This is a genomic window from Actinoallomurus acanthiterrae (assembly GCF_054775715.1).
Window position 1 is genome coordinate 9,980,952 of the sequence record NZ_BAAHCO010000001.1, and the last position, 12,475, is coordinate 9,993,426.

A 12,475-nucleotide genomic window follows, 5' to 3' on the forward strand; every position below is an offset into this window, starting at 1 on the left:
TGCACGACTTGAGGAGCAAGATAGCGGAAGCGGCGCACCGGGCGCCCGGCGACGAACAGGACTTCCCCAGGGTTCGCAATGACCATGTCCCCCCTGCGTGAAACCACCGGCATCCCCCTGGCCCACCGAGGCTGGGACGACTGGCTGACGCGTCTCGACAACGCCCCGCACCAGGTTCCCGACCGCCCGTGGGTGGCCACCCGGAACCTGCCCGCGGAGGCCGAGTCGCCGAAGATCGCGCGGGACGTCACGAAGACCACGTTGATGGAATGGAGCCTGGGGCAGTTCTACGACGACGCGTCGATCGTCGTCTCCGAACTCGTGACGAACGCGGTCCGCCACGGGCTGCGTTGCGGGATCGGCTTCGAAGAAGCCCTCCGGCTCGTACTGGTCCGCTACCGCTGTCACCTGGTCTGCATGGTCACCGACCCGGCGGACCGCGCCCCGGCCATGCGGGAACCCGACTATGTCGCCGAGACCGGGCGGGGCCTGCACATCATCGACGCCATCAGCCGGGCCTGGGGCTGGACCCCTCTGCTGGGCGGCGGCAAGGCCGTCTGGGCCGCGTTCTCCATCACCTGACCGCCCGCGTCACGGTCGTCCGGCCACATCACCGCTCACGCGCAGGACACCACGTCGGCGTCCACGCGTCCGGTCACATCACCGCTCGTACCCACGACACCGCGTCGGCGTCCACGCCTCACCGCGTCCGGTCACATCACCGCCCCTCGTACATGCCCCCGTTCCTCCACGTGTCACCGTGGCGGGGATCGGTGATCCACTCCACGTGCCCGTCGGTGATCGCCAGCACCCGTTCGGCGGCGTCTCCCTGTCGCAGGCGTGCCGCGAAGGCGACCGGGCCGAGTTCTCGCGAGCCCTCGAGGGACAGGTGGAACAGCGCGTGCGTCCGGCCGACGGCGGCGATCGCCTCGTCGAAGCGGTCGCGGCGGTCCTCGGGGACGTGGATGCGCGTCGCGGCGTGGAAGACGACGACCGGCGTGCCCGGCGGCACGTCCGCGACCAGGTGCGGAAGCACCTCCACGGCGTCACCCGCGATCGTCCGCGGCGGGTCGGCGGCGGCCGCTTCCAGGGCGGCGGCCTGCAGGTCCGCCTGTTCCCGGTTCTCCGGCCAGATCAGGGAGCGCAGCCACAGCCGCTCGTCCGGGTCGGTGACGTCGACGGGGTGCAGATCCACGCCGACGCGATCGGCGATGGCCGGAAGAGGACCCAGATCCGGCGCGGGGCCGGCGCCCTCCCACCGGGAGCGGATCTCCACCGGTGAGGCCGGCGGCCCCCAGGTCCGGCCGCCGAGATCGTAGCGGTAGTCATCGAACCGCAGCAGCAGGCCCGCGCTGCACCCGATCTCGATCAGCGTGACGGGTTCGCCGGTCATGTGGGCGACGGCGGCGAGTCCGAGGCGCAGGACCGTCGCCCGCTTGACGACGTTCGTCTGGACCATGTGGCGCCGCATCAGTTCGACGAGTTCCGGCCGCCGGGTGAGGCAGAAGTCGGTGAACGCCGGACCCGGGTCGCCGTCCGGCGGCCGTGTGGACCCGGTCGAGGGATACCAGGCCGCCAGGTCGTGCGACGGGTCCCGGAGCAGCAGACAGTGCACCGCCGCGAACAGCAGGTTCGTGGGGAGCCGGCCGGCAGGGGCCTGCGCGGCGAGCGCCAGCAGCCGCTCGTCCGCCGCCACGACCGTACCGAGCCGGCCGTAGAGCGGAGACGTGGGGAAGTGGCGGGGCGCGTCCGCGAACAGACGTGTCAGTTCGTAGGCCATACCGGGATGCTGACGACGGCCATCGACATTGGTCAACGTTGATTATCGTCATCATTCGACCGCGAGTTGAGGCTCGCAGGGCGTTCATGGCCGGTCACCGGCCCACCGGTGACGCGGAGTCTCCGGAGTGACTTCAACGGAACGGTTGAGGTCATGGACGTGAGAGACGAAGAACCGCAGGTAAAACCGGACGGACGGCCGTGGTGGACGCTGGCGGTGGTCAGCGCGGCACAGCTGTTGGTGGTGCTGGACGGGACGATCGTGAACATCGCGCTGCCCTCGGCGCAGCGCGCGCTCGGGATGTCGGACGGGAGCCGGCAGTGGACCATCACCGCGTACGCGCTGGCCTTCGGCGGGCTGCTGCTGATCGGCGGAAGGGTCAGCGGCGCGCTCGGGCACCGGCGCACATTCCTGATCGGGCTGCTGGGCTTCGCGGCCTCTTCGGCGGTGGGCGGCGCGGCGGTGGACCCGCTGATGCTGTTCGGGGTGCGGGCGGTACAGGGAGGGTTCGCAGCCGTGCTGGCTCCTGCCGGGCTGTCGCTGCTGACGACCACCTTCACCCAAGCGCGCGAGCGCGGCCTGGCGTTCGGAGTGTTCACGGCGGTCGGCGCGGCCGGTTCGGCGATCGGCCTGATCGCCGGTGGCCTGCTGACCGAGTACGTCGGTTGGCGGTGGTGCCTGTACATCAACGTGCCCATCGCGGTGGCGGCCGTACTCGGCGTCGCGATGGTGCCGCCCGACCGGCCGATCGCCGCGCCGAGGCGGCTGGACGTCGCCGGGGCGTTGTTGAGTCTGACGGGGTTCGCGGCGGTCGCGTACGGGTTCGGCCGGGCCGAACCGCTCGGGTGGGGATCGGCCGAGGTACGGGCACTGCTGGCCGGCGGGGCGGTGCTGCTGGCGGCGTTCGTCGCCGTCGAGTCCCGCGTGGCACACCCTCTGCTGCCGATGCGGGTGCTGGTGCACCGTGTTCGCGCCGGGGCGTTCCTGGCCATCACCCTGATGTTCGTGGCGATGTTCGGGTTCTACCTGTTCATGAGCTACTACACCCAGGCCGTGCTGGGCTACTCCCCGGTCCAGGCCGGACTGACGCTGATCGTCAACGCGCTCGCCGCGCTGGCCGGGTCCACGCTCATCGCCGGGAGACTGCACGGCCGCGTCCAACCCGCGGCGCTGATCGTGCCGGGGCTGCTCGCCGCAGCCGCCGGAGTCCTGATCCTGACCCGCTTGACGGCCGACAGCACAGATGTGTTCGCGGTCTTCCTGCTGCCCGCGCTGGTGCTCACCGGGCTCGGCCTCGGCTGCGTCATGCCCCCGACCGCCGCCCTGGCCACCGAGGGGATGCGCGGACACGACATCGGAGCCGCGGCCGCCGCTTACAACGCCGCCCAGCAGTTGGGTGCGGCCTTGGGCACCGCGCTGCTCAACACTCTGGCCTCCACCGCCACCGCCGCCTTCCTGGCCACTCACCGGAACGCCCCGCCGGCGGCGGCCGTGCACGGCTACACCCTCGCCCTCACGGTCGCGTTCGCGATCCTGCTCGCCGCCGCGTGCCTCACCGCACCACTGATCATCGCGCGGCGTAGCGGAAAGGACGCTTCGGTACAGGAGCAGGCCATCACCTCGACCCGACACTGAACCCTGCGTGCCCAAGGCCTTCAGGGCCTGTCTCGCTGTCCTCCTGCGCGGTGACTTCGAGACAGGCCCTACGGGGATTCTGGCCGGATATGCCCACGGCCCCGTCTCGCACACCGCGTCGATCCGCGACAATCTGGGCATGCGATTCGGCATCCTGGGCCCTCTGGAGGTCCGCGCCTCAGATGGCGCCCCGGTCGCGGTCGGCGGCCCGCGCGTACGCGCGCTGCTCGCCCTGCTGCTGCTCGACGCGGGCCGGGTGGTGACCGCCGAGCGCCTCATCGACGCCCTGTACGGGGAGGATCCCCCGGCCGGAGTCGCGAACGCCCTGCAGTCCCAGGTCTCACGGCTGCGGCGTGGCCTCCGGAGTGTCGACGGGTCCGGCGACCTGGTGGAGTTCCACCCGGCGGGGTACCGGCTCGCGGTCGAGCCGGACGACGTGGACGCCCTCCGTTTCGAACGGCTCGCCCGGGACGGCCGGCGCGCCCTGGCGGCCGGTGACCACGCCCGCGCCGCCGCCCTCCTGCGCGAGGGACTCGATCTCTGGCGTGGCCCCGCGCTGGCCGACGTGACCGCGGCGTCGTACGCCGAGGCGCAGGCCGCCCGGCTCGAAGAGCTGCGGCTGGGCGCATTCGAGGACCACGCCGAGGCGCGGCTCGCGCTGGGGGGCCATCGCGATCTGGTGACCGGGCTCCAGCAGCTTGTGGCGGCCCATCCGCTCCGGGAGCGCCTGCGCGGGCAGCTCATGCGCGCCCTGTACGGGGGTGGCCGGCAGGCCGAGGCGCTCGCGGTGTTCGAGGACGCGCGGCGCACGCTCGCCGACGAGCTGGGCGCCGACCCTTCGCCGGAACTGGTCCAGATCCACCTCGCCATCCTCCGGGCCGATCCCGCGCTGACCGCAGGCCCTCCGCAGGAATCGGTCTCCTCGACCCGGAGCACGCTCGCCTCCCAGCTCACCAGCTTCGTCGGGCGCCAGGAGGAGCTCTCCCGCGTCGGCGGGCTGCTCGCGGCCGAACGCCTCGTCACACTCGTCGGGCCAGGCGGCACCGGCAAGACCCGCCTGGCGATCGAGGCGGGCGGCCGCGTGCCGGGCGAGGTCCGCTTCGTCGACCTCGCCGTGATCGAGGGTCGTGCGAAAGACGGGAGCGGCACGGTGGCCCAGACGGTCATCGACGCACTCGGGATCCGGGAGGCCGGGCGGCTGCCCGCCGCACCGGGTTCGCAGCCCGACCCGGCCGGACGGCTCGTCGAGGCCCTCACCGACCGGGATCTTCTGTTGATCCTGGACAACTGCGAGCACGTGATCGACGAGGCCGCCGGGCTCGTGCACCGGCTGCTCGGAGCCTGCCCCGGCCTGCGGATGCTGGCGACCAGCCGGGAGGCCCTCGGCATCACCGGTGAGGCGCTGTGCCCCCTCACGCCGCTCGCCGTCCCCCCGCCCGGCGTGGATCCGGCCGACGCGCTCGGCTATCCGGCGGTGCGGCTGTTCGCCGACCGGGCGGCCGCCGTACGCCCGGGCCTGGAGCTCGACGCCCCGGCCGTCGCCACCATGGTGCGCGTCTGCGACGCGCTCGACGGACTGCCGCTCGCGATCGAGCTGGCGGCGGCGCGGCTGCGCACGCTCACCGTCGAAGAGGTCGCCGCGCGCCTCGGCACACCGGACGGCCCCGGAGCGTACGACCGGTTCCGGCTGCTGTCGCGGGGCGACCGGACGAAGGCCCCTCGCCACCGCACCCTGCGCGCCGTCGTGCAGTGGAGCTGGGATCTGCTCGGCGAGGACGAACGCCTGGTCGCCCGGCGGCTGACCGTGTTCGCGGGCGGCGCGACCCCGCGCGCGGCGGCGCGGGTCTGCGACCTCTCCGAGGAGGAGACCGACGACCTGCTCACCGACCTCGCCGACAAGTCCCTCGTCGAGGGCGACGGCGGGCGGTACCGCATGCTCGACACCATCCGTGAGTTCTGCGCCGAACGCCTGGCCGAGGCCGACGAGACGGAGACGGCGCGCGCCGCCCACGCCGCGTACTTCCTCGAACTGGCCGAGACCGCCGAACCCCACCTGCGCCGGGCCGAGCAGCTCGAGTGGCTGGCCCGGCTGAACGCCGAACGCGGCAACCTCCTGGCGGCGCTCCGCGTGCTCGTCGACACGGACCACGCCCGTGCCCTGCGGATGCTCGCGGCGATGTCGGCCTACTGGTGGCTGCGCGGACTGCGCAGCGAGGGCGCCGCGACCGCCACCGAGCTGCTCGCCCTGATCGGCTCCGAACCGCCGGCCGGCATGGATGAGGAGTACGCGTTGTGCGTCATGCTCGCCCTGCACGGCGGCGGCGACGACCCGGCTCTCGACGGCTACCGGCGCCGCGTCGATTCGATCATGGCGGACCTGGGCTCGGACCGGCCGACGCTACGGCCGATGTCCACCCTGCTCTGGGCGCTGAACGCCGGTCCCTCCGAGTCCAACATCGAGCTGCAGGAGGCGCGGATGGGCCGGGACCCGTGGTCCGGGGCCCTCCGCCACTTCGGAGGCGGCTATCAGCTGCTGTTCGCCGGCGACCTCACCGGGGCCGACTCCGAGTTCTCCCAGGGAGAGGCGGGCTTTCGCGCGTTGGGCGATCGCTGGGGGCTGTCGGCGATGCTGGCGGAGCGAGGTCGCATCGCCGCGGCGCGCGGCGACTGGGAGAGGGCGCGAGCGCTGATCGACGAGGCCGTCGAGTACCTCCGGCAGCTCGACTCCGCCGAGGACATGGCGGACTGCCTGTGGCTGACCGCCGAGATTCGGCTGCGCCGCGGCGATCTCGACGGCGCCCGGGAGAGCTTCGAGCACGCACAGGTGCTGGCCCGCCGGGCGGGCGGGGCGGAGAAGATCTCCGACACGCTCGTCGGCCTGGGAGAGGTCGCCCGTTTGCGCGGTGACCTGGCGGAGGCACGCCGCCACTATGAGGCTGCGCTGAGCCGATGCGTGGCGGACGCGTTCGCGATCCGCTACACGCGGGCGATGGCGCTGATCGGGCTCGGCCGGCTCGCCGAGGCGGAGGGCGACGCCGCCGAGGCCGAGGCACGCTGCCGGCAGGCGATCGCCGTCGGCGTCGAGCAGGGGGACATCCGGCTCCTGGCCCACGCCGCCGAGGCCCTGGCCGGAGCGATCGTGCTCCGGGGCGACGGCGCGCGAGCCGCCCTCCTGCTCGGAGCCGGGGCCGCGCTGCGCGGTATCTCCCTGGCGGGCGATCCCGACGTCGCCCGCGTGGCCGACCGGGCGCGGGACCTCATCGGCGCCGAGGCCGTCGCCACCGCCCGGGAACGCGGCGCGGCCATGTCACGGGACGAGGTCCTCGCCCTGCTCACGGCCGTGTAAAACGGCGCGGCCGGCCGCGTAGCGCGCCGAGACGCTCTCCTGCTCAGCTCCTCGTAGCCGGGCACGGCGGCCGCGTAGCACGCCGAGACACTCCCCCACTCACCACCGCGTAGCCGACACAACGGCCACGTAGCACGCCGAGACGTTCCCCGGCTCACCGCTGGGTAGCGGCCGGAGAGGACGCCGCGGGCGACCAATCCACGGCCGAATCCGGGGGCCCCGTACTCCCGACCGGGCTAGATGGGACCACGCCGCCCACCGTCGGTCACCTCCTCAGGCGGCACACGTCCGCACAGCCGCGACCAGGCGCTCCCCCGCTCACCGTAGCGAGACGGTACGCCCGGCCGCGCGGCGCAGCCTTGCCCGCCGCTGCGTAGAGGCGCGCGGCGGCGTGACGCGGTGAGGCGCTCGTCCTGCCCACCTCGCGTAGGGGCGGGCCGCGTCGATTACCTGGCAGGTCATCGACGCGCCGCCACCGCGGATGCTGGGCTACCGCCCGTACGAGCCGTACGGCGTGACGCGGGAGGACGGGATGGACGAGGTGGTCATCGGTGTGGTCGCCGTTCTCTTCGGCGGGATGGGCCTCTACGGCCTGCTCGCGCCGACCGCGCTCCTGGCCCCGTTCGGCACGCTGGTGCGCTCGGCGGATGGGCGCAACGAGGTGCGCGCGGTGTACGGCGGGTTCGGCGTCGCGGTCGCCCTGACGCTCGTGCTCGCCCTCCTCGACGACGGGCTGCGGGCCGGGCTGGTCCTCGCCGTGGCGCTGGCCCTCGCGGGCATGGCGGGCGGCCGGATCATCTCGTTCGCGGTCGAGCGGCCGGCCGGTTTCTTTCCAACCGTCTTCTACCTGCTCGTGGAAGCGCTACTGGCCGTCACGCTGGCGGCCGCCCGTTGAACCGGGCCGATGCTCTCGGGATCTGCCGGGAAAACAGCGAAGGCCTGATCACTGTGTGATGATCAGGCCTTCGACCTGTGTAGTCCCGACCGGATTTGAACCGGCGTTACCGCCTTGAGAGGGCGGCGTCCTAGGCCACTAGACGACGGGACCTCGTGTCTCGCTCGCTCGGTCTCCCTCGCGGGCGACGCCCAGCTTAGCGGACGTTCTCCCCTTGTACGAACCGGGCATCGGCCCGGGCCCCACATGAGAAGCGGGTCGCTTCCGATGTCACCGGAGGACCCTGCCGACTCGCCGGGACCGAATCTCGTCCCCGCCTGCCGACTCCTCAACTGTACCGGGTGATCACAACGACGCCAAACCGCGCTCAGCGGGACGGAGCGGGATCAGCCGCCGACCAGCGGGACGAGCTTGAGGAAGACGATCTCCGTGTCCGCGCCGAACTCGACGACCTCATCGAGATCGTCGGCCTGGCGGTCACCGACGAGCAGAATGAAGCCGTTCCGGCCGAAGGCCCGCTCGGCGAGGTCGGCCTGCCGCTCCGCGTCGACGCGCCTCGCCTCGCGCAGGAGATAGCCGTTCAGCTCCGTCTCCGCGTCGTCGGGCCGTACGAGGCCGCGGAAGTGGCGCGACGGCCGCGCGTTGTGCCGGGCCACCTCCTCGCGCACCCGCGTCCGGATCAGGTCGCGCACCGTGATCCGGTCCGGCAGGTCGGGCAGGGACATCTCGTCGAGTCGCCGCCCCGTCGCGGTCTCGTCCCGGACCGTCACGGTCGCCATCACACGCTCCGCTCGATCTGCCGGAGGATGTCCGGGTCGGTGATGCCCGTGTCGTCGGCCAGCAGGAACGCCTTGCTGAGGATCAACGACAGCCGCTCGTCCTCGAAGGGGATGAACAGCCCGTCCCCCGCGGCGCCGCGGGACGAGGGCACGATGCACAGGTAGGCGTCGTCGGGCTCCATGAGGATGTTGGCCGAGCCGAGATGGATCTTGTACGTGCGCCGGGAGCCCCGTACGCGCAGGAACCGTCCGCTCAGCTCGACCCGGTCGGCGATCCTGGTGCGGGGCAGCAGCCGGGCCAGCGCGTCGCGGCGGACCTCGGCGGAGGCGCTGAGATCCCCGAAACCGGCCCGGTGCCAGTAGTCGCGGTACCGGTCTTCGCCCCGGTCGGTCCACTCCGGGTCGGCGGCGATCGACGTCACCCCGACGAACAGGTCCACGTCGCGCATGACCTCGCTGAACACGGTCGGCGGCACGTCCTCCAGCGCCGCCTCGCGCCAGCCGTCGTCCGTACGCCGCTCGAACCGGACCTGGTCGGTCGAGGCCAGCTCGTCCTGCCAGGCCGGATCGACGTACTCGACGAAGAGGCGCCCCCGCCAGCGTCGGCCGGGAAGCACACGCGTCGCCTCGCCTTCGTACCCGCCGTCCCAGGGGCCGAGCATCCCCGCCTGCCAGCCGCGCGCCTTGAACAGCGCGTAGAGCCGCCGGTACCGCAGGATGTGCGCGGCGAACCGGTTGGAATAGATCCGGGTCTCCTCTTCGGCCGGAGTGAGCAGGTAGATCTCCCGGAACGCCTGCTTGAACGGCTGGCGCAGGTGGCGCTCGGTCAACTGGTCACGCCACGCCCGGATCTCGCCGGGCGTCGCGCGGACGGGATGCCACAGCCGGATCACGGCGTCCTCCCCCACCGCGGCCCAGGGCTCACCGGCCGCGTCGACGAAGCGCCGGCCGCCCTCGACCGGCAGGCCGGCGCGCCACTCGCCGGGCGCGACCTCGACCTCCCAGATCAGGCGTTCGGTGAGGGGACGACCGAGCGGGTGCTCGGCCTGCTCCGCGCGCCACCGGCCGTAGGCCTGCCCGGACTCGGCGAGCAGCGCGCCCTCCAGTGCTCGGGTGAGCGTCGTGAGGTGCGCTCGGGTGCGTTTGACGAGCTCCCGCAGCTCCTTGAGCCGCTCCGGGTGGTCGCGCCGGACCGCCGCGGGCACACCGCGCAGGTCGTTCCCGTCGCGGCGGTGCCAGGTCAGCGTCGCGTCCTCGCCGACCGTGATCCGCGCCTCGTACTCCCCGACCGCGCCCCGGTACACGCCGTCCGGCCCGAACCCGAGGTCGGGCAGCCGGAAGGCGACCTCGGTACGGTCCGCGAGCGCGGCGTCGATCCGCTTGAGGCTCCGGTCGAGCTGCTTGGGCACCCCGGCGTGGCGGACGATCCCGCGCACGGCCCGCAGCGCGGCCGCCGCCTCCGGCGTCGGGAACTCCTGCGCCGACCGGGCGACCTCGAACACCAGCGCCTGCGACGGGAGCGTACGGGCCGCCGACGGGGCGACCGCGACGGCCGGCAGCAGCCGGTCGAGCAGCTCGGGCAGCCAGGTCTCGTCGCGAAGCAGGGCGACGCGGACCGCCCGGCCGAGCACCGCCACCTCGTCGGTCGCGAACGCCTTGTCCGCGGCGTAGGGGATCTCACCGGCCTGGATCGCGGCGGCCCGTACGACGGCGGTCTCGAGCACGGTCCGCGCGAACCCGGCGTACGCCGAGTCCGCCAGCCGCTCCCAGTCGTCCCCGCTCGGCGGCTCGTTGTAGATCCTGGCGCGGATCACGTCCAATGACTTACGCGTCGCGCCGTCGAGCCCCTCGGCCAGCGCCTCCTCTGCCACGACGACCGGCCCGGGCAGCGTCTCGGCCACCGGTGCCGGCTCCCCGCCGGATTCCGATCCGGAGCCGGATTCCAGTGAGCCGGATTCCGGCGTGGACTCCCCCAGGTGGACGGAGATGAGGGTTCGCAACGACATACCGGCGATCTTGGCACGCCACAACGACAGAATTCCGCGCGCCGGGAATCGGGTGCGGGAAAGGACCATCGGGAGCAGGCACGGACCGGAGCACGCGCCGGGAGCGAGTGCGATCCGGGACCGAGTGCGCGCTGGGACCCGTCTGGAGCCGGCGAGAGCCGGGACCCGCTGGGGCCGAGTGCGGGCCCGTGACGCGCCGGGCAGGTACGGGCTGGGAGCCGCCGAAAGCAGGTGCGGGCCGGAGCGGGAGCGGGCGGGCGGCCCGGAGGCCGGGAGCGAGCGATTGGCCGGGGCAGGTACAGGCCGCGACCCGTCGGGAGCAGCTGTGGCCCGGAACGGGAGCGGGCAGGTGGCTCGGAGCAGGCGGGCCGGGGACCGGAAGCGAGCGAGTGGGCCGGGGCAGGTACCGGGACCCGTCGAGAGCAGGTACGAGCCGGGACGTGTCAGAGCGGGAGCGGCCAAGCGGCCCGGAGCAGGCGGACCGGGGACCGGGCGCGGGCAGGCCGGGCACGGGCAGGCCGGGAGCCGGCAGGCCGGGAGCGGGCGGGGCGGAAGCGGGCGAGGCGGGCCGTCGTCGCGCCGAACGCCCCGCCGGAGCGGAGCGTTCGGCGCGGAGACCGTGGGTGTGCCGGCCTCAGGCGCGCTTCCAGCGCCACCGGCCGTTCGAGTACTTGACGCACCGGTACCTCTTGTGGGTCTTCACCGCGTACCCGTAGCGGCCGTGCGCGGCCTTCGGGCAGTACGAGCCGGGCGTCACGCACGTCCAGTGCTTGGTGTAGGGGACGTGCTGGGCGTGACACCGCGCGGCGCTGTCGGCACTGACGCCGGATCCCTGGATGCCCGCCTCGGCGGGCCCGCCGACGGCGAGGCCGCCGGCCAGTACTGCGACCGAGACGGCGGTCGCCGCGATTCTCCCGTGCATTCGTCTCCTCATGAGCGTAAAAGCGGGGCAACACGCCGTTTCTACGCTCAATCGGCAGTTAACGGGTGCATCTGGCCGAACACGGACCGCACGTGAACCGATCGCCCGGCTCAGGGGTCAGTACGGCCGACGTCGCACGGGACGAGGCAGGCGTCCGTACGGCCGACGCCGTGCGAGAAGAGGCAGAGACCCGTACGGCAATCGTCGCCCCGGAAACGGCACGGGTCCCTACGACCGACGTCACGCCGCACGAGGCAGGAATCCATACGGCCTGCGTCGCACCGGAAGCGGCACAGGTCCGTACAGCAGGCCTCGCACCGTACGAGGCTCGGGTCCGTACGGCCGGCGTCCCACCGTACGAGGCACAGGTCCGTACGGCAGGCGTCGCGCCGTACGTGGGGCGGGCGCATAGGGCAGGCTTCCTGCCGCGAGGGACAGGGTCTGCTCTCCGGATGGCGAGGAGGCCTTGACCAGCCCGAACTCTTCGGGTCAGGAGTTCGTCTCTCCCTATGTACTCGCATATCGCGAGGGAACCCACCATGGGGAGGTGGATCGCATGACCGTACAGGCATCCTGGCCGATCCTTCGGCAGGGCAGCACGGGGCCGGACGTCACCGCACTGCAGTACCTGCTGCGGGGCGCCCGGGACCAGTGGCGCGGGCTCGCGGCCGACGGGGTCTTCGGACCGGCCACGGACAGCGTCGTACGGGCGTTCCAGGACGTCGCGGGCCTGACCATCGACGGAGTCGTCGGCCCCGCGACCTGGGAGAAGCTGACCGACGGACAGACGATCGGCTCGACCGTCCGCGAGGGCGACAAGGGCGAATACGTCAAGGCGGCCCAGACCGAGCTGGTCAAGCACGGCGACCTGAAGTCTTCCGCCCAGGTCGACGGCGTCTTCGGCCCGGGCACCGACACCGCGACCCTGCGGTTCCAGGAGCGGGCGGGCCTGACGGTCGACGGAATCGTGGGCCCGGCCACCTGGGGGCAGCTGATCTCCCGCTCCGGGAACTGATCGGCTCACGGACCGCGCCCGCGAGTGAATGACCCGACGGCCGCATGACCACCGGTCATGCGGCCGTTCCCGCTGTCGCCGCAGGAGACGCCGGCTT

Annotated in this window: 9 protein-coding genes and 1 tRNA gene; 5 read left to right on the top strand and 5 right to left on the bottom strand. The window is 72.8% G+C overall.

Annotated elements, in window-relative coordinates; genetic code table 11:
- Positions 1–78 precede the first annotated feature (78 nt).
- Positions 79–582, top strand: a complete 504-nt coding sequence (locus tag ACYVF7_RS47045; protein WP_460352623.1) for an ATP-binding protein — start codon at positions 79–81, stop codon at positions 580–582.
- A gap of 136 nt (positions 583–718) precedes the next feature.
- Here ACYVF7_RS47045 and ACYVF7_RS47050 read toward each other — a convergent pair whose 3' ends face one another.
- Positions 719–1,780 carry a DUF2332 domain-containing protein gene (locus tag ACYVF7_RS47050; protein ID WP_460352625.1) on the bottom strand — a complete coding sequence of 354 codons (1,062 nt, stop codon included), beginning with the start codon at positions 1,778–1,780 and terminating at the stop codon, positions 719–721.
- 153 nt (positions 1,781–1,933) lie between these two features.
- On the opposite strand from ACYVF7_RS47050, the gene ACYVF7_RS47055 reads away from it, so the two are divergent.
- From ACYVF7_RS47055 to ACYVF7_RS47065, 3 genes are all read left to right on the top strand, one after another.
- Positions 1,934–3,415 carry an MFS transporter gene (locus tag ACYVF7_RS47055; RefSeq protein WP_460352627.1) on the top strand — a complete coding sequence of 494 codons (1,482 nt, stop codon included), beginning with the start codon at positions 1,934–1,936 and terminating at the stop codon, positions 3,413–3,415.
- A gap of 139 nt (positions 3,416–3,554) precedes the next feature.
- Positions 3,555–6,761: a BTAD domain-containing putative transcriptional regulator gene (locus tag ACYVF7_RS47060; RefSeq protein ID WP_460352629.1), complete on the top strand. Its 3,207-nt coding sequence runs from the start codon at positions 3,555–3,557 to the stop codon at positions 6,759–6,761.
- A gap of 481 nt (positions 6,762–7,242) precedes the next feature.
- On the top strand, positions 7,243–7,656 hold the full coding sequence (locus ACYVF7_RS47065; protein ID WP_460352630.1) for a DUF4345 family protein: 414 nt from the start codon (positions 7,243–7,245) through the stop codon (positions 7,654–7,656).
- An 80-nt stretch (positions 7,657–7,736) separates the two neighbouring features.
- Here ACYVF7_RS47065 and ACYVF7_RS47070 read toward each other — a convergent pair.
- From ACYVF7_RS47070 to ACYVF7_RS47085, 4 genes are all read right to left on the bottom strand, one after another.
- Positions 7,737–7,809, bottom strand: a tRNA-Glu gene (locus tag ACYVF7_RS47070).
- Positions 7,810–8,042: 233 nt separating this feature from the next.
- A complete protein-coding gene (locus ACYVF7_RS47075) occupies positions 8,043–8,435 on the bottom strand; it encodes a hypothetical protein (RefSeq protein ID WP_460352632.1) in 393 nt (130 codons plus the stop codon).
- Positions 8,435–10,441 carry a DUF4132 domain-containing protein gene (locus ACYVF7_RS47080; protein ID WP_460352633.1) on the bottom strand — a complete coding sequence of 669 codons (2,007 nt, stop codon included), beginning with the start codon at positions 10,439–10,441 and terminating at the stop codon, positions 8,435–8,437. Before ACYVF7_RS47080 ends, ACYVF7_RS47075 begins: the two co-directional genes overlap by 1 nt.
- Before the next feature lie 634 nt (positions 10,442–11,075).
- Positions 11,076–11,363, bottom strand: coding sequence for a hypothetical protein (locus ACYVF7_RS47085; RefSeq protein WP_460352635.1), 288 nt, complete (start codon positions 11,361–11,363; stop codon positions 11,076–11,078).
- A gap of 556 nt (positions 11,364–11,919) precedes the next feature.
- Between ACYVF7_RS47085 and ACYVF7_RS47090 the strand changes: the two genes are divergently transcribed.
- Positions 11,920–12,378 carry a peptidoglycan-binding domain-containing protein gene (locus tag ACYVF7_RS47090; RefSeq protein WP_460352636.1) on the top strand — a complete coding sequence of 153 codons (459 nt, stop codon included), beginning with the start codon at positions 11,920–11,922 and terminating at the stop codon, positions 12,376–12,378.
- Positions 12,379–12,475: the final 97 nt, after the last annotated feature.